Genomic DNA, 17626 nt, shown 5'->3' on the forward strand with positions numbered 1-17626 from the left:
CATAGTTGGCGTACCTGATTTTTTCTTGTGGGATTTTGGGCCTTCTTCTCTAATGCTTTGACCGAATTTCAGCCGTCTTAAAAACGGAATGAAAATAGGAGAAAGTAAAACAGTAATGAGGAATCCAGCAATGATTGTAAAAAACATAACTTGTTCTAACATTGTAATTCCCCACCTTTCTCCATACTGAAGAATCTATTCTGATTAAAAATTAAAACTGTTTTATACATGTAATTTCACACTCGTTCTATATTGTTTGTAATAATTAATTTGATTGTTTGTTCTTAATTGCTTCTAATGATACAACCCTATCATCAAAATCAAAAATTTGGTCCCCTATTTGTTGATAGGTTTCATGTCCTTTACCCGCAATTACGATGACATCTCCTGGTTGAGCACCATTGATGGCATGAAGAATTGCGTCTTTTCGATCTGGAATCAGCTCATATGTCTTACCTTTTACGCCAGCTTCCATATCCCTTAGAATATCCATTGGATCTTCACTTCTTGGATTGTCAGAGGTGAAGATTGCTTGATTTGCATAATCACAAGCTATTTGTGCCATTAATGGTCGTTTTGTTTTATCTCTATCCCCACCACATCCAACAATGACTGTAATACGGTTTTTCGCAAAGTCCTTAACGGTGAGGAGAACATTTTCCAAACTATCAGGGGTATGGGCATAATCAACAATAACAGAAAAATCTTGACCTCCGTCCACTGCTTCAAATCTTCCAGAAACACCTTTTACTTCTTCAATAGATTTCACTACTGAAGCAAGCGGAAGCCCTGAACATAGTGAAACTGTAATAGCTGCCAGTACATTATAGACGCTAAATTTTCCGATAAGTTTCATGTTTACGTCCATTGCACCATAAGGTGTCATCAAGGAGAAATGTGTTCCTGCAGAAGTAATCGTAATGTTTTTTGCCCTAACATCTGCTTCATTGTCAATTCCGTATGTCAAGACATGCGCAGCAGTCCATTTTATGAAGTCATCTGTTGCAGCATCATCGGCATTTAATACAGCAAATTTTTGCTTTCCATCCACAAAGGTATTTCCTAACTGCGAAAACAGGAGAGATTTAGCAAACTTATAGCGTTCCATTGTTTTATGAAAATCTAAATGATCTTGAGTTAAATTGGTAAACACTGCAATATCATAGTCACATCCATGAACTCTTCCATACTCTAGAGCATGTGAAGATACTTCCATTACCGCTGTTTCCACTTGCTCTTCCACCATTTCAGCAAATATTTTCTGTAAATTAACGCTATCAGGTGTAGTATTTTTAGTTTCTCTAACTTCATTACCAATTTTTGCATACATGGTTCCGATTAAACCAGTTTTCTGCTGATGATCCTTAAACACTTGATCAATCAAATGACTAGTTGTAGTCTTTCCATTCGTTCCAGTAATGCCAATTAGACGTAACTTTTGAGTCGGATGTTGATAAAACGCATCTGCTAATATAGCCATAGTTCTTATGGTATCTTTAACAATAATGACCGGAACATCGACATCCACTTGTCTTTCGGCAACGATGGCCACAGCGCCTTTTTGTACTGCATCCGCAGCAAATTGATGTCCATCTACCGTAAATCCTTTAATACAAATAAATAAGCTACCCTCTTTTACCTTACGATTATCGTTTTCTACAGAAGTAATTTCTGGATTTTCAACAATCTCGTTACTTAACGAAGGAAGGGCTTTTAATAACGTATGTAACTTCATTCTTTCAATCCTTTCAACATGGGCACTTTCGTACATTCTATATTTTACCCCAAAAATAGTAAGAGTGCTATGTGATAGGAGTAACATATTTATTCATGCACCAACAATTTTACATACCCCATTGTATGTAATCGTAAACAAAGCGGCTGGGATAACAATCAGCCGCTTTTACATACGTGTCATATTCTATAATTATAATCATTCCTCGCCAAGATAAATTCTTATAGTGGAACCTTCTTTTACTTTTACACCTGCTTCTGGTGCTTGCTTGACCACTTTTGTTCCGCTGCCTGCAATGTCTAATTTCAAGGAATATAACTGGGTTTGCAGTTGTTTTGTTGTCATCCCTACCATCTCTGGAACTTCAACCATAATAGGGTCAAGCCAAGTAGTTTCTTTCTCAATTTGGTTTTTCCGTGGCTCTACACCTAAAGCATGTAATGAATCCTCCATGATATTACCAACGATTGGTGCTGCAACAACACCACCGAATTGAACAGTTCCTTTGGGATTATCTACTGCGATGTAAATGACGATTTGAGGATCATCAGCCGGTGCAAATCCTATGAATGAAACAATATGGTTATTTTCCATATATCGGCCGTCTTTAACTTTTTGAGCTGTTCCTGTCTTTCCCCCTACACGATAGGAATCGATATAAGCCCCCTTACCTGAACCTTTCGCCACAACAGACTCTAATGCTAGTCTGATTTCCTTTGATGTTTCCTCTGAGATTACTTTTCTTTTCGCTTCAGGAGTTTTTCTCATCAGTACTTCTCCAGTTTTTGAGTCCACTAATTCCTTAGCAATGTATGGAGTATACAGTGTACCTCCATTTATTGCAGCAGAAACAGCTGCAACTTGCTGAATCGGAGTTACTGAAACCCCTTGTCCAAATGCTGTTGTTGCATGCTCTACAGGCCCTACACGTTTCATATTGAACATAATACCCGTACCTTCACCTTGCAAATCGATACCAGTCTTTTGACCAAAACCAAAATCCTTAATATAATCGAAAAGCTTTTCTTTTCCTACCCGGTTACCAAGTTCTACAAATCCCGGGTTGCAAGAATTTTGAACAACTTCTAAGAAAGTCTGATCTCCATGTCCTCCCGACTTCCAGCAGTGAAGCGTTGCCCCTGCAACTTCTACATGACCTGAGTCATGGAAATGTTCTTTTTCAAGGTTTACCTTTTTTTCTTCCAGGGCTGCAGCTAATGTAATAATTTTGAACGTTGATCCTGGTTCGTATGTGCTCCAAACTGGAAGATTTCGATTGTAAATCTCTTGAGGAACATTTTGATATTTTGAGGGATGGAAGGTAGGTCTACTGCTCATGGCAAGAATTTCTCCATTATTCGGATTCATCGCAATCCCAATAATTCCATCTGGATTATACGTTGCTTCAGCTATATCTAATTCTCTTTCCATGATCGTTTGAATTTTACTGTCGATGGTTAACTTTAATTTGTTTCCATCTTTTGGTGGAACATAATCATCTGCCATATTCTCCATTCTCTTGCCCTTTGCATCAGAATAGAACTGGACATAACCTTCTTCACCTTTTAGCTGCTCATCGTAAGTTAATTCAACTCCCATTAAACCTTGGTTATCAATACCTGTAAATCCTAATACGTGAGACAGGTATTCACCATAAGGATAATGTCTTTTGGAGTCCTCTGCGATATAGACTCCCTTTAACTCCAATGCCTTAATTTCTTTAGCTTTCTCATGTGAAATTTTTCTGCCTTCCTTGATTCGAACATTGACTTCCTTTAATGTAATTTGCTTATAAATCTTGTCCTTTTCTACATTCAAAGCAGCTGCAAGCTTTTCTGCCGTTGATACAGGATCTTCTATCTGCCTTGGAACTACATAAATGGTAGGAGCACTGATATTGGTCGCTAATGCCACTCCATTCCGATCCAAAATTTCTCCTCTTTTTGGCTCAAAAACAATGTTTCTACTCCATGAATCCTTGGCCTTGCCTGTTAAGGATTCGCCAAGAATAAACTGCACGTACCCTAGACGAACATCAATGATTAAAAAGATAAACAACCCGGCCAGTAATGCAATGAATAACCTTTTCCTTACGGTTACATTGGAAACTCGCAAAAAAAGCACCCCCAACTCACACTTGCTTTCAATCTATGCTTGTACAAAGGGAAATAGAACAAGCCTCCCTACAAAACAGGAAGGCTTGTTCTAATGCGCGACGCTTTTTAGTTAAAACTACAAGTTGTTTTTTTGAAATTAAAGCAGTGTCTAGCTACGAGCGCCATCGGCGACGCACAGGATGTGCTAGTGCCGACTTTGCCACATGGACGTGGCGTTCTTAGTCGGCCTCGAGGTCATAAGCCAATCCGTCCGGAAGGTCAAAACCAACCTTCCAGCCGGCTCGTCTTATGCTGGTCGCCGATAAACAGGCGCTCTACGCTTTTCAGTTAATCATGTACCTCTTCTTCGTCCTTTTCTTTAGACTCTTCTTCCTTTTTAACCATTTCTTCAGGTGGCTTAAGTTCAATGATACAATACATCCCATTTGAAATTTTAGTACCAGGCTTGATATTTTGCTTTGTTACATAGCCGCTTCCTGCAGTATTTAAATCTAGATTCGCGATTTTGGCAACTTTCATAACATCACGTAAAGACCAGCCTGTTAAATCAGGCATTTTCCTATCACCATTAGTGAGAAGTATGATTTTTTCACCTTCTAATAGAATACTCCCAGGTTTCGGTGATTGATTAGTTACTTGATTACCATTTCCTAAAATAATTACTTCATATCCATCCTTTTGCAATTGATCTTGAGCTCTAGTAATGGATACGGATGTGAAGTCTTCAATCCCTTTTGCTTTCACTTCTTTAATATCAGAAGGCTTAATGTTCAAATATTGCAAGCTACTTTTCATAACTGGATTGAAAATAGCCGATAAAACATCCGCCCCTGTTTTCGTTTCACCCAATTCTGGTTGTAGGGCGGCTACATACATAATTAATTGAGGATCTTCTTTTGGAGCCATTCCAATGAATGAGAATAGGTAATTATTTTTACCTTCTTGGTACCTTCCATCGTCACCGATGATTTGTGCCGTTCCGGTTTTACCAGCCACTTTATATCCTTCAATGCTGTACTTTCTACCTGTTCCTTTTTCTGCTGATACTACTGTCTCAAGGTAATTCCTCACCTTTTCGGCCGTAGAAGCAGATATAGGCTGACCAACCACTTCCGGTTTAGTTTCTTTTATTATTTCTCCATTCGGATCAATCACTTTATCTATGACATAAGGCTTTCTCATTTTACCGTCGTTTGCTATTGCAGAGAATGCTTGTATTTGTTGAATAGGAGTGATGACAGTTCCTTGACCGAAGGAAGTCGTGATTTTCTCACTTTTCCATTTATATAGGATTTTTCCTCCCACCTCATTAGGCAAATCTATGCCAGTTGGTTGTTCAAATCCAAACTTCGTTAAATATTCTCTAAATTTATCTGCCCCGAGATGCTCCATTGCAATTGTAGCAAACGCTACATTCGAGGATCTCTGTAAACCTTCCAAGAAAGTAATGGTTTTCCCTCTTGGAATTCCACTATGGTCACTTGATACCCCTTTATAGGAGCCTGTGACAAAAGTTCCATTTGGATTAAATTTATCCTCTTCTACAGCCGCAGCTAGAGTAAACACCTTCATCGTTGAACCCGGCTCAAAATTCTCCTCAATCGCAAGGTTTTTCCAGTTCTGGCTTAATCCTTCACGAGTTGTAGGATGAAAGGTAGGTCTTTGAGCCATCGCATAAATCGCCCCTGTTTTGGGATTTGCTACGATTGCGATAAGCTCCTTTGGTTGGTATTCTTTATAAACTTGGTTTAAGGAGTCCTCAAGGAAGGTTTGGATTTTTTTATCCAATGTTAATTGGACTGTGTTACCATTCTTCGGAGGAACTACTTTCTCTTCCTTTTTGTTAGGAAGGAGGAAGCCCCAGCGATCACTCTCAAACTTCACTTTCCCGTCGGTTTCTTTTAATAAAGGCTGTAGAGTCTTTTCTAAGCCCAGCATGCCGACCGTTTCTGTTTCAGTTCCTTTTTTAGAAGTATTCGCCTTTTTCTCCACATATCCAACCACATGGGAAGCGAAGACACCATTCGGATAGAACCTTTTTGTATCTTTTCTGAATGTAATACCAGGTAACTTCAAGGCTTCAATTTCTTGCTTTGTTTTGTGGGAAAGGTCACGTCCAGGAGCTCCAAATTCCACCTGGAACACATCCTCTTTTTGCAATCGATCTAAAATTTTACTTTTTTCTAGATCGATATATTTTGAAAGCTTTTCTGCAGTTTCTTCCTTATCTACTACGTGCTGAGGATTATCCTGATCCACAGTCATGCTATCGTCTAATATAGCCACTAGCGAATAAGAAGGCGTATCTTCAGCAATCACCGTTCCACGACTATCTAATATCGATCCTCTGCTGGCATCAATGGTACGATATTTTGTGTATTTGGCTTGTGCTTTAGCCGCAAGAACCTCTCCTCCGGCTTCACCTGTTGCTTGAATGAACACAAATCTACAACTTAATAGAAAAAAGAGCAGTCCGAATAGTACGATCAGAATGGCTGCTCCCGTGTTCATATTCCTTTGTTTAACGTACATTATTTTTGCACGACCTTGACATTATTTTCATTAAGCTTCAAACCTAATTCGGAAGCTTTTTGCCAGATTCGCTCATATGTACTTAATTCACTTACTTCTACTTTTAAGTCATTATTAACCTTAATTTGATCAGAAATCGTGGATTCCACTACTTGGATTTCCTTATTCGCTTCGTATATTGCATATTGGTTGGAAACAATATTTGCAGCCAATACTGTCAGTACTATAGCGAATGCGATCATTAGAATTTTTTCTCCAATCGTAATTCTTGCCTTATGTATAACAACCGTCTGTACGGACGTTTCTGGTTGTTGTTCAAAGCTTCTTTGTTCATGCATTTTTCTAGCTAAATTACTCATCTTGTTTCCCCCCTGTATTTTTATAGTTTTTCAGCGATCCGCAGCTTGGCTGATCGTGCGCGATTGTTTTCTTCAAGTTCTTCTTCACTTGGTATTATCGGCTTTCTATTTACAAGTTTTAACTCTGGTTTAAATTCATCTGGTATGACAGGAAGCCCTGGAGGTAATTGAGGTACCTCGCTCGCTTTTTTAAATACAGTCTTACAAATTCTATCCTCTAGAGAATGGAAAGTAATGACAGAAATCCTACCACCAGGATTCAAAATCGAAATGCTTTGCTCTAAAGATTGTTCAAACACCTTCAACTCATCATTCACTGCAATTCGTATCGCTTGAAATACTCGTTTTGCAGGATGTCCCCCAGTTCTTCTTGCTGGAGCAGGAATCCCCTCTTTAATCAATTCAACCAATTCAAAAGTTGTTTCAATCGGTTTCTTTTCTCTTGCCGCTTCGATTTTTCTTGCGATTTGTTTCGAAAACTTCTCTTCTCCATATTGGAAAAAGATTCTCGTCAAATCATTAAATGACCAATGGTTTACTACGTCGTATGCTGACAATTCGGCATCTTGGTCCATTCTCATATCAAGTGGTGCATCATGTTGATAACTGAAACCACGTTCTGGTGTATCTAATTGCGGGGAGGAAACCCCTAAATCGTAGAGTACGCCATCAACTTGAAAAACGCCACGCTTAGCTAGTTCATCTTTGATGTATGTAAAGTTACTTTGAATTAATGTGACTCTATCACCGAATTCCTTTAACTTTTCTTCTGCATTCTTTATTGCCGTTTCATCTTGATCAAACGCATATAGCTTTCCTTGGTCGGATAGCTGGGACAATAAATAGCTACTATGTCCAGCCCCACCTAACGTACAATCGACATAAATACCATCTGGCTTTATATCCAATCCATCAACCGTTTCTTTTAGTAGTACCGTTTTATGCTTAAACAAACCTATCACTCTCCAATTGCTCGTTGTCCGTTCTATTCGCTTATTAAATGTCAAAACCAATCATATTTTCTGCTATATCAGCGAAAGAATCTTCTGATGCTGTAAAATAGTCTTCCCAAAGAGGCTTGCTCCAAATCTCAATTCTGTTTGAAACACCAAGAACAACGCACTCTTTTTCGAGCTGGGCATAGCCCGTTAAGGGAGTTGGTATGTTGATTCTGCCTTGCTTATCCACTTCGCACTCAGTAGCGCCAGAAAAGAAAAATCTTGTAAAGGCTCGAGCGTCTTTTTTCGTTAATGGTAAGGCCTTGAGCTTTTCCTCAAGTAAGCGCCACTCTTCCATGGGATAACCGAACAAACATTGATCGAGTCCTCGAGTTAACACAAATTGTTCCCCTAAAAGCTCCCTGAATTTCGAAGGAACAATTAAGCGACCCTTATTATCAATATTATGATGGTATTCGCCCATGAACATATGCACTACCCCCACTTTCTATCTCAAATTTACCACATCCCCCCACTTTCTACCACTATTTTTAGTATTCTTCTTATACTAATATATTCCTTTTAGCAAATTTCTTGGATTTCGCGTGTATTCTACAGGTTTGGACAGTGTTTTATAGTGATTATTTGCATGCGTAAGCGTCATTTAGCGAATGACGGAATATTACCCCACAAATTGCTGATAAAAACATGTGATTGTATTTATTTTTCAAGCAGGAGTTTGCCCTCCAAGACAATTCACTCACATAGTTAAAGTAAAATTACCCGAAAAAACAAAACACTTTACGAAAACAACCATAAAAAATAGTCAATATCCCAATACCTGGGACATTGACTCTTTTATAGTAGAACAACCTTATGCATACTATTGAATTCAAATTCTATTTTCATTAAATCTTGGATAAAAACTGGACCATACTTGTTAAGATAAAAATACAAATTAACGATTCTTTCTTGCGGAGAGGAAAGAGGTCGTAATTGATTTTGTACATCTTGATATTTATTCAAAATATGCTGGTGCTTTTTCTCGACACTACTATTAATACGATTGTATATAAAGTCCAATTGCTCATTTAGTATATCAGCATTTTTCTTTAAAATTTGTTCTAACCCTTTATCATGAAGCATAGCTCCTTGGGATAACATTTGATGATTGATCAAAAGCTGATTTTTCATTTGCACAAATACGCTTTCAATGTTTGTATCTTTAATTGATGATATAAATCTTGCTTTAGCCCCTTCTATGTCATAGGCCAAAACCTCGTAAATATCAACATCAATTTCGTGTAAGGCTTTTTGTATATCCTTTTCCATAAATGTGATATTCAATCTTGGCACAATTGGAGGCATTTTCATTTCCATCCATTCGAAAGCAAGTTTTAATTCACTCCAATAAGCCATTTCCCCCGGTCCTGAGATGAATGCAAGAGACGGGAATAACATTTCTTGCATTAGAGGTCTTGATACGACGTTATTGCTTAAACACTCCGGCTTCTTCTTTGCCATTTCTAACAATTGTTCTTTTGAAAATACATAAATTCCTGCTTTGTCTTTATATAATTGTGTTTCATTATCATAAAATAGAAGAGCTCGTTCAAGCTTTTCAGTATCATAAAAAAATAGGTTAGCTGCGCTATCTTCCATTTCAATGGTTCTGCTGTACCCTTTTTCTTTTATGATAGATTGCTGTGTTAGAACCTTTTTTGTGATCTGTTCTTGGTTGATGATTAACTGTTCAAAGTATTCACTTTCAAGCCTACGTATATTTTTGTCGGCTGCATCAAGGATTAATAACCCATAATCCTTAAACCAGGAATGAACTATTTTCACGAAAAAATCACTAAAGTTTTTAGACCCTTTAGCAATATATTTCACATCCTCAAGCAAGGCTTTCGTGTATGTAGTTTCACCAAAGGTTTGAAAAACAGTTGAAATCCATTTTTCAACATAACTACTATCAAGAGGAATATCAGAAATCATAGACTTAGATTCCTGATAGTATGGATAGGAAATCTTCTCATACGCTTTGTCATCCTGAACAAAAACATGATTCACTTCTTGCAGGTCGTGATCTTCCCCTGCAACCCAAAATACCGGAACCACTTTTTTCCCTAAATTGAAAGATTGTTGCTCAGCAAGTTTAATAATTGAAATTATTTTATGAATAGTATAAAGGGGACCCGTTAATAGACCGGCCTGTTGTCCACCAATGACTACAGTGGTTTCATTTTCCACAAGAGCTTTCAGGTTTTGATTTATTTTATCGGTAAGTCCTAATGGAGACATATAGTTGGAAATATACTCTGCAAGTTCTTGTCTCTTAAATGTTCTTTCCTGCAGATCTTTTAACCGAGAGTGGTACACATTTTGCTCTTGAAGATCATAATGGAAGAATTCCTGGACTGCTAATTTATTCTTTATATAATCAGAGGCAAACTTATTTATGGAAGGTAAAGCCAATTCTTTTAGTTCCATCATAATACTTCCTTTCAAATACAACTACATTCGCTCCTAGAGTATACCATCGATAAGTGGTAAATGAAAAAAAAATGCCCAATGACTCATAAACCATTAAGCATACGTTATACCATCAAATTGTCATGGTGACTCTTTTAACTAACCCATAAATTAGCAAGATAACATAGGCACTTGAAAAAATGATGAAATTAAGTTTCCAAAACCCACGCATCACTTTAGTCATGACAATCTCTTCTTTAACCTTATAATGTACAAGAACAACGGCTAGTGCTACCATAATCAACACTAATAATATTGCCCAAATCATCGAAATTCCCCATATAGCATGAATTAAGAAATGCACAGAAACGATAAAAAGGACTGTACTGATATCTACGGAAATTCTAACAGACATACTATGGTTTTTTGTGATTTGCTTTGCGATGATGAAAGAAATGATATATCCAATGATTGGTACTGTTACTAAAGTAGCAATTATAAATGATAATAAATTTGCCATTTACATCCCCTTCCCTAAACGAAGCTCCTTTCCCTTTACCATGTTGTAAAGAGATTCACAAAGCAATGCGTGCTGATTTCTCTTGTTCGCTTCCATTAAAACATATCCTAAAATTGCATCGATTTCTGTTTGTCTTTGATTTTCTATATCTTTCAACATAGATGAACGATTATTACTTGTATTACGACAAACATTTTCAATGTGAATTAAAACATGTTTCCAATCTGAAATATTAAATACTGTACATATTTCCTTACATAGATTTACTAGTATGTGATGAAAATTAGGATTTTCCACTAATTCACCATTTCTCACTTCTAGGATTGCAGTTAATGGGTTAATCGTCGCGTTGACAAATAACTTATCGAGTAGCATAGGCAAATATTGGTCTTGGAAGGAAATCTGGAGGTTATCATTTTCACTTAAAAAGGTAATGGTGTTAACATCCCCTTTAAACACTGCCAATCTAACTGCCCCTCGGCCTGTATGCTGGACTGTCATATCGTCCACTTTAAATGCACCATGCTCTACTGTACCTAAAAATATTTCCGCCTCTAAATTTCTAATTTGGTCTAGATGTCCCATTCCGTTCTGTATGAAGATTAAAGGAACTGCTGCGTTTTTTATGTATGGAAGGATTTCTTCTAATTGATATTGTTTGACTGTAACGATTAATATATCTTGTTCTAGTAATAGTGCATTTTCATCAAGCTTACTTGCTTGAACTTCCGCAATTTTATAGATTCCATCAGTTAAACAATGAATACCATTCTTATTAATTTCACTAGCCTGCTTCCCAGTTCTAGTAAAGATAGTGATATTATGGGTAGATGATAAATAAAAGCCAAATAAAAGCCCAATTGATCCTCCACCGATTATCCCAATATTCATGGATGCTCTCTCCTATGTATGTACGAATATTTTAACAAAAAAATCCTTTTATGGATATTCCAATATGACTAATTGACTAAATACAAATATTTCGTTCCAAATAATTTCGTTTATCGTATATATTCTACATCATCCTAACAATTCCTGTTAAAACCTGTTATAAGTGTTTTTTTAAGGACTATCACAAAAATTTATTATATAATGAATTTATTGAAATATTAGTAAATATCAACTTGCACCTAGGTAAAGGGGGACAAAACCAATGGAATATAGAGTAGAACCATTGCTAGTTAATTACAAAACATTAGATGAGTTCAAGAAATTTAAAGAATACGGAATTCAAGAACTATCCATGCATGAAGACCTTGAGGCGAATATCATTGAAAACGATAGTGAATCCCCATTTTACGGGATTTATTTTGGCGATAAACTAGTTGCACGTATGTCATTATATCGTAGAAGTGCTAAATTTGACTTATACTTTGAACCTGCGCAAGACTATTTAGAACTATGGAAACTAGAAGTTTTACCTGCGTATCAACGAAAAGGGTATGGAGCAGCATTAGTGGAATTCGCAAAAAACTTCAAACTACCTATTAAAACAAACCCAAGAGTTCAGTCTCATGATTTTTGGATGAAGATGGGCTTTGAAGCAGTAGCCTATGACATGGAAAGAGATTTAGGACAAAATCCTTTTATTTGGAAGCCTTAAAGAAACAAAAAAGGGAATGAAGACTTGTGCGCTTTTATGCGACTTATCTTCATTCCCTTTTCATTTTCATCTATTAATTACAATGACTCTACACTTTTTGTACTTTCTTACTATCTTCTTTATTTACCAGCTTTCTGGCCTTCTCTAAAATTTCAAGGATGGAGCGGTATTCACTTTCTATGGTATGAATCTTATTTTCTAGTTCTTCATTGATTCTTGATAGTTTAAAATTTTCTTCTTTAAGGATTTTTAATTCTTTTTGCAATTTATCCTTTTCCTGATCCTTTTGAGAAACAAGGGATTCAAATGAATTTAGGTACGTGACGATATTTTGCAAATTAAGACTGTCAGTAGGGCTGGACGAAGGAGTTTGATTTAATGTGTGATCCACCTGCACTACTACTTCCTTTGCAACTTCCTCTTTCCCATGGAGCTGTGTTTTTTGATACGCTTTTTTCTTGTATTCTTTTCTTTGTTTTTTTGCTAATTCGATACCCGATTTATATTGTTTTCTGACAAAGGAATTCCACCTAAACCCACATGCTGCCGATGTCCTTGAGAGCTGCTTGCCGACCTCCTCAAAAGCGGTCAACTGGGTACTTCCTTCACGAATATGCCTTAGAACTACTTCTGCTAGCAATAAATCTTCATCCTGACTCCAAGCGTCTTGTCTTGTCATCGACATCTGTGGTTCCCTCCTAATAAGTATTTATATAAAATATGCACTTAATAGGATTGGTAGAAGACTTATTTTTAAAAATTGGTGGCCGCATTTATTGTGATACCAATTACATTTGTTTATAGGTTTTTTTCTGTAAACTTTCTGACCGCCAGCAAGTGGGCCTCACTCTCCCATAGCTTGGCACACTCTCGAATTTCAAGGTCTATCCTATCTTTTAATCTAGTCTCATTCCATTTACGAATTAATATTTGTTTATATGCCAATAGAACTCCTTGTTCCTTTTCAATCATATTAGTCAATAAAGATTTCCAATCTTCATCCTTATTCAGGAGTTGATCAATAAATCCAAATTTCAAAGCTTCTTCCGGTGGCATGACTCTTGCTGTGAGAAGGAACTTAAGTGCATTGGAAGGAAGGAGTTTCTCCATTAGGATTGTACCTCCGCCCCATCCTGTTGTAATACCTTGTTTCCCTTGGATAAAACCGACTTTTGAATGAGGATATGCCCATCTAACATCACATGCGGATGCAATCTCACATCCCCCTCCTACGGCTGTACCATTTAATAATGCAATGGTTGGAATAGGCAATGTCAGAAGTGAATATAGTACATCTCCCATTTTAGATAGCATTTCGTAGCTTTCAGATTCAGTATGTAAACTATGGAACTCACTCAAGTCACCACCTGAACAAAAAGCTTGTTCCCCTGCCCCTGTAATGACTAGGACTTTAATATTTTTATTTTCCTTTATTTCTAAAAGCGAAGAAGCCATCTCATCCATAACCTGATAATTAATGGCATTTCTCTTCTCTGGCCGATGTATGGTCAATGTCATGATCCCATCATCTGATAGACTTTTCTTTAAACATTGTTCTGACATGATGCTTCACTCCAATTCAACAGATTGCAATACATTATGGATTCTAGATGTCCCATTCACTTCCCTGCTTCGAAATTCTATAGAGAAATGAAAAAGAGACTAAAACAACTGAAAGTCAGTCATTTTAGTCTCTCTCTTCAGGAAAAATTATTTGTTAACAACTTCTTTTCCTTTGTAAGTACCGCAAGCTTTACATACACGGTGAGCTAATTTCATTTCACCGCAGTTTGGGCATTCTACCATACCAGGAACTTGAAGCTTAAAGTGTGTACGACGTTTTCTTTTAACCGTCTTGGACGTTCTTCTAAAAGGTACAGCCATTATTCCCACCTCCTTAAAAATGAGCTAAGAAGTTATAAGGACCGGAAAATCCCGAATCTTCTCGTTTCTTGTTTCATTATTGCTTGTCGTTGTCAAAGAATTTTGCCAAGCCCGCAAGTCGTGGATCAACTTTCTTCTCCTGCTCTTCTTCCGAAATAACAGACCAGTCATTACCTGACTGTGGAGTTGCTCCTTCTGGATTTGCGTTATCGCAAAAAACTTGCATAGGAACTTCGAGCAACACATTCTCTTGTATTATCGGATAAAGATCAATAACATCACCTTTTACTACTGTCACATTCTCCTGGTCAGGATCATAATCAGAACGTAGTAAAAAAGTTTCTGTTGTTTTAACGTCTATCGGGTAGAATACATCAACAAGTGTGCGTGAACAAGGCAATGTGAGCTTACCTTCAATATGTAGATGGAAGGTAATTTCATTTGTGCTAATATCCACTCGACCCGTCACGTGCATGGGAGACACGGCCCGGATTTGCTTATCGATGTCCATAACCGGTGAGACATCCACCTCTTCATTTAGAACGAGGCCTTTATCACGATATTTCTGAAGTTGAGTAATTGTCCATTTCAAATGAATCACCTCAAGGCAACAAAGGTAATTATAGCTGTCTATCTACCGTTTGTCAATATAATTTCTTTACAGTACAATGTAGTAGAAACCGAGCATTTAAAGGCACAATGCCAGCTTCTAGATAGGTTATCAACTGTATAATCATATATTTTACCACTCATTTTGTAAATTACAAATCTGGAGGAAATCAATGAAAGCAGTTGGGTTAGTTGTCGAATACAATCCTTTTCACAATGGACATAAATATCATTTACAAGAAAGCCAAAAATCCACAGAGGCAGACGTAGTGGTAGCAGTCATGAGTGGTTCGTTCCTCCAAAGAGGCGAACCTGCCTTAACTAGTAAATGGACTAGAGCTAGCATGGCCCTTAAAGGTGGGGCTGATCTAGTGGTTGAATTACCTTATGCATATAGTACTCAGCATGCAGAGCACTTTGCGTCGGGTTCCATTCATATTCTTGAAGCGTTACATTGTGATTTCTTTTGTTTTGGTAGCGAATTAGGCGAAATTACTCCATTCGAAACTCTCTATCAAATCATGTCCCAAAGAGAAGCTGAATATAATGAACGACTTAAATTTCATTCTTCTAATGGCAATAGTTATCCTAAATCAGCCTCTCTTGCATTTTTAGATATAGCGGGCGATCATATCGATTTACCTGATTTATCGAAACCAAATAATATTCTAGGGTACCAATATGTTCGAGCTGCTTTAAAAAATGGTTTCGTCATTCAACCAGCGACCATAAAAAGAATAAAAGCAGAGTATCATGACCCTCGCCCTACGGATGATTTTATTGCTAGTGCTACTAGTATAAGAAGTTGCCTCTTTGAAAATGGATCAGAAAGTCAATCATTAAGCAGTGTCATGCCATATTTACCTACAGAAAGTGTTACAGGCTTGGACATGTATGTACAGGAATTTGGTAAGCTACACCAGTGGGAAGACTATTGGCACATGTTGAAATACAAGTTAATTAGCACTTCTTTATCGCAATTAGCAGAACTATACGAAGTAGAGGAAGGGATACATTATCGACTAAAAGAAGCGGCTTTAGAAGCATCATCCTTCCACGAATTTGTTACACTTGTCAAAACGAAACGCTATACATGGACGAGAATCCAAAGAATTTGTGTTCATATACTTAACCAAGTCACTAAGGATCAAATGACCAAAGCAATGAATGAGAACGGACATATAAGGATATTAGGAATGAGTCGAGCGGGCCAACAATATTTAAGCCTACATAAGAAAACATTAGAGATGCCGTTATACTCAAAAATAGGTAAGGATAAATCAACTTCATTGGCTATGGATTTTCAATCTGCTACCATCCATGCTTTAAGTTTAAACCCAAATGCGCAAAAATCACTTTGGAAACGAGAATTATTAGCCCCTATTAGAATCGAAAAATGATAAAAACCAGAGACAATTTATTCATGTCTCTGGTTTATTCATTTTTAATGAGCATTAAACAATCCAATATATTAAACACTCATTACACGCTTATTTATGTACTATAATTCCTCTAAACTCTCTAGAAAACGAATAGCTTCTACAAAATGGTCGACAGCTACAATTTTCATATCGGTTCCTATTTCTTTAGCCGTTTTTACTGCAACTTTATAATTAGAATCCTTTACACCGTTTTCATTCGGAGCAAAAAATATTTGTGCTCCTGACTTATCTGCAGCAATGATTTTTTGGTCTATACCACCAATAGGTCCCACTTTTCCTTGTTCATCAATAGTCCCTGTCCCTGCAATTTTATATCCTTTTGTAATGTCCCCTTTTGTTAATTGATTAAACACTTCCAAGGAAAACATAAATCCAGCGGATGGCCCTCCAATCGATTCCGAATCAATCGTGACAGGAGGATCGGTTATTACTTTACGGTCGTCTACGAGTGTAATCCCCATTCCTACCCTATTACCGATTTTCTCTATTTTTTTAAGCTGTATGGTTTCAACCATTTTTTCCTTGTCACGCTGGAAGGTTACTTTAATTCTAGATTTAGCTTTCTTTCCCCCCACATAGTCGATAAACTGCTTAGATGAAGTGAAAGAAATATCGTCAATCTGAGTGATTCTGTCCCCAGGTTTCAACTTTCCATCAGCGGGCATGTCCTCTAATACATTCACAACATAAATTCCTTTGTATTCAATATCGATGGACTTACTTGCAAAAACATAGGCATTAATAATGGCTGCGTCTTTAGAACCTTCCATCATTTGAAGTTGTCTAACAGAATATTCCTCTTCCGTTTCGTCTTCAGAACGAATCATATCTTCAGGATAGATTTCTTGGTACTTACTCCATTTGGCCATCAAATATGAATAGATGTTTGCCTTCCCCATCCTTATTGTTGTAAGCATGAAGCTACCTTCTGCGTCGTCAGCTCCCTCGACATGAACAATTGGCTCTAGTTCCTGTGCCATTCCAGGCTTTGAAACATAAAAAGGCAAAGTATAAAAAATAGATAAGACAACAAGTAACGTAAGTGCAAGAAAGGAGCTTGCCTTCCAAATTTGTTTCATTCCCCACTTGACCCCTTCCAGTTTCCTATACATTCAATGATAGCTTCAAGATTTTTTCTAGCTTCATCCTCTCCAATACTAATTATTTCGTCTATATTTGTAAATGCTTTTGAATTGTATTTTTCAACTCGGGGGCGAATCATAATATCAGAAACAATCTTCTTTTGCTCAACTAATTCCATTTGAAGAATATCTAGACTCTGCATGATGACATCATATATCGAGGTGATTTCCATATCCTGCTTTACATGAGCGACATCGACACCAATAATGATATCAGCCCCCATTTCTTTTACTACTGAAACAGGTACTCGGTCTACTACCCCACCATCT

The 17626-nt window shown here is 37.2% G+C and carries 17 protein-coding genes and 1 pseudogene; 2 read left to right on the forward strand and 16 right to left on the reverse strand.

The window, feature by feature from the left end:
* The 10 genes and pseudogenes from DBX25_RS21175 to DBX25_RS05625 all read right to left on the reverse strand — a co-directional run.
* Positions 1–162 (reverse strand): annotated as a pseudogene (locus tag DBX25_RS21175) (phospho-N-acetylmuramoyl-pentapeptide-transferase); the annotation flags it as partial.
* A 103-nt stretch (positions 163–265) separates the two neighbouring features.
* The gene (locus DBX25_RS05585) at positions 266–1735 is read right to left on the reverse strand and encodes a UDP-N-acetylmuramoyl-L-alanyl-D-glutamate--2,6-diaminopimelate ligase (RefSeq protein WP_108669893.1); all 1470 of its coding nucleotides are present in this window, start codon (positions 1733–1735) and stop codon (positions 266–268) included.
* A gap of 198 nt (positions 1736–1933) precedes the next feature.
* Positions 1934–3850, reverse strand: coding sequence for a stage V sporulation protein D (locus tag DBX25_RS05590; RefSeq protein WP_108669789.1), 1917 nt, complete (start codon positions 3848–3850; stop codon positions 1934–1936).
* 329 nt (positions 3851–4179) lie between these two features.
* Entirely contained in the window at positions 4180–6384 is a 2205-nt protein-coding gene (locus tag DBX25_RS05595) for a penicillin-binding protein (RefSeq protein ID WP_108669790.1), read from the reverse strand.
* Positions 6384–6743 carry a cell division protein FtsL gene (gene ftsL, locus DBX25_RS05600; RefSeq protein ID WP_108669791.1) on the reverse strand — a complete coding sequence of 120 codons (360 nt, stop codon included), beginning with the start codon at positions 6741–6743 and terminating at the stop codon, positions 6384–6386. Before ftsL ends, DBX25_RS05595 begins: the two co-directional genes overlap by 1 nt.
* Before the next feature lie 20 nt (positions 6744–6763).
* Positions 6764–7696, reverse strand: coding sequence for a 16S rRNA (cytosine(1402)-N(4))-methyltransferase RsmH (gene rsmH, locus DBX25_RS05605; protein ID WP_108669792.1), 933 nt, complete (start codon positions 7694–7696; stop codon positions 6764–6766).
* 43 nt (positions 7697–7739) lie between these two features.
* Entirely contained in the window at positions 7740–8171 is a 432-nt protein-coding gene (mraZ, locus tag DBX25_RS05610; protein WP_108669793.1) for a division/cell wall cluster transcriptional repressor MraZ, read from the reverse strand.
* 368 nt (positions 8172–8539) lie between these two features.
* Positions 8540–10198 carry a bacillithiol biosynthesis cysteine-adding enzyme BshC gene (bshC, locus tag DBX25_RS05615; RefSeq protein ID WP_108669794.1) on the reverse strand — a complete coding sequence of 553 codons (1659 nt, stop codon included), beginning with the start codon at positions 10196–10198 and terminating at the stop codon, positions 8540–8542.
* Positions 10199–10289: 91 nt separating this feature from the next.
* Positions 10290–10676 (reverse strand): DUF3397 domain-containing protein, encoded by a 387-nt coding sequence (locus DBX25_RS05620; RefSeq protein WP_108669795.1) that lies wholly within the window; start codon positions 10674–10676, stop codon positions 10290–10292.
* Entirely contained in the window at positions 10677–11567 is an 891-nt protein-coding gene (locus DBX25_RS05625) for a 2-dehydropantoate 2-reductase (protein WP_108669796.1), read from the reverse strand. It lies immediately after the preceding gene.
* A 262-nt stretch (positions 11568–11829) separates the two neighbouring features.
* Between DBX25_RS05625 and DBX25_RS05630 the strand changes: the two genes are divergently transcribed.
* Positions 11830–12279: an N-acetyltransferase gene (locus DBX25_RS05630; RefSeq protein WP_108669797.1), complete on the forward strand. Its 450-nt coding sequence runs from the start codon at positions 11830–11832 to the stop codon at positions 12277–12279.
* A gap of 88 nt (positions 12280–12367) precedes the next feature.
* On the opposite strand, the gene DBX25_RS05635 is transcribed toward DBX25_RS05630, so the two are convergent.
* The 4 genes from DBX25_RS05635 to DBX25_RS05650 all read right to left on the reverse strand — a co-directional run bounded on the left by DBX25_RS05635 (position 12368) and on the right by DBX25_RS05650 (position 14755).
* Positions 12368–12964, reverse strand: coding sequence for an RsfA family transcriptional regulator (locus DBX25_RS05635; RefSeq protein WP_108669798.1), 597 nt, complete (start codon positions 12962–12964; stop codon positions 12368–12370).
* 113 nt (positions 12965–13077) lie between these two features.
* Positions 13078–13842 (reverse strand): enoyl-CoA hydratase/isomerase family protein, encoded by a 765-nt coding sequence (locus DBX25_RS05640; protein WP_108669799.1) that lies wholly within the window; start codon positions 13840–13842, stop codon positions 13078–13080.
* 147 nt (positions 13843–13989) lie between these two features.
* Entirely contained in the window at positions 13990–14163 is a 174-nt protein-coding gene (gene rpmF, locus DBX25_RS05645) for a 50S ribosomal protein L32 (RefSeq protein WP_108669800.1), read from the reverse strand.
* A gap of 76 nt (positions 14164–14239) precedes the next feature.
* The gene (locus tag DBX25_RS05650; RefSeq protein ID WP_108669801.1) at positions 14240–14755 is read right to left on the reverse strand and encodes a YceD family protein; all 516 of its coding nucleotides are present in this window, start codon (positions 14753–14755) and stop codon (positions 14240–14242) included.
* Positions 14756–14945: 190 nt separating this feature from the next.
* Here DBX25_RS05650 and DBX25_RS05655 point away from each other — a divergent pair, with 190 nt between their 5' ends.
* A complete protein-coding gene (locus tag DBX25_RS05655) occupies positions 14946–16172 on the forward strand; it encodes a nucleotidyltransferase (RefSeq protein WP_108669802.1) in 1227 nt (408 codons plus the stop codon).
* A 101-nt stretch (positions 16173–16273) separates the two neighbouring features.
* Here DBX25_RS05655 and DBX25_RS05660 read toward each other — a convergent pair whose 3' ends face one another.
* Complete coding sequence (locus DBX25_RS05660; RefSeq protein ID WP_108669803.1) at positions 16274–17293, reverse strand: SepM family pheromone-processing serine protease; 1020 nt, start codon at positions 17291–17293, stop codon at positions 16274–16276.
* Positions 17290–17626 (reverse strand): patatin-like phospholipase family protein (locus DBX25_RS21180; RefSeq protein WP_420812921.1); only part of this gene is annotated, 337 nt, incomplete at its 5' end. The genes DBX25_RS21180 and DBX25_RS05660, both read right to left, overlap by 4 nt.

This window comes from Peribacillus acanthi, assembly GCF_003073175.1.
Lineage (GTDB): Bacteria > Bacillota > Bacilli > Bacillales > DSM-1321 > Bacillus_BN > Bacillus_BN acanthi.

What these genes read in the sequence shown, in the direction of transcription:
- DBX25_RS05595 (WP_108669790.1), bottom strand. Translation starts at nt 6,384, where the DNA reads ATGTACGTTAAACAAAGGAATATGAACACGGGAGCAGCCATTCTGATC.
- rpmF (WP_108669800.1), bottom strand. Translation starts at nt 14,163, where the DNA reads ATGGCTGTACCTTTTAGAAGAACGTCCAAGACGGTTAAAAGAAAACGT.
- DBX25_RS05620 (WP_108669795.1), bottom strand. Translation starts at nt 10,676, where the DNA reads ATGGCAAATTTATTATCATTTATAATTGCTACTTTAGTAACAGTACCA.
- DBX25_RS05655 (WP_108669802.1), top strand. Translation starts at nt 14,946, where the DNA reads ATGAAAGCAGTTGGGTTAGTTGTCGAATACAATCCTTTTCACAATGGA.
- DBX25_RS05630 (WP_108669797.1), top strand. Translation starts at nt 11,830, where the DNA reads ATGGAATATAGAGTAGAACCATTGCTAGTTAATTACAAAACATTAGAT.
- DBX25_RS05625 (WP_108669796.1), bottom strand. Translation starts at nt 11,567, where the DNA reads ATGAATATTGGGATAATCGGTGGAGGATCAATTGGGCTTTTATTTGGC.
- mraZ (WP_108669793.1), bottom strand. Translation starts at nt 8,171, where the DNA reads ATGTTCATGGGCGAATACCATCATAATATTGATAATAAGGGTCGCTTA.
- DBX25_RS05660 (WP_108669803.1), bottom strand. Translation starts at nt 17,293, where the DNA reads ATGAAACAAATTTGGAAGGCAAGCTCCTTTCTTGCACTTACGTTACTT.
- DBX25_RS05585 (WP_108669893.1), bottom strand. Translation starts at nt 1,735, where the DNA reads ATGAAGTTACATACGTTATTAAAAGCCCTTCCTTCGTTAAGTAACGAG.
- DBX25_RS05640 (WP_108669799.1), bottom strand. Translation starts at nt 13,842, where the DNA reads ATGTCAGAACAATGTTTAAAGAAAAGTCTATCAGATGATGGGATCATG.
- DBX25_RS05635 (WP_108669798.1), bottom strand. Translation starts at nt 12,964, where the DNA reads ATGTCGATGACAAGACAAGACGCTTGGAGTCAGGATGAAGATTTATTG.
- ftsL (WP_108669791.1), bottom strand. Translation starts at nt 6,743, where the DNA reads ATGAGTAATTTAGCTAGAAAAATGCATGAACAAAGAAGCTTTGAACAA.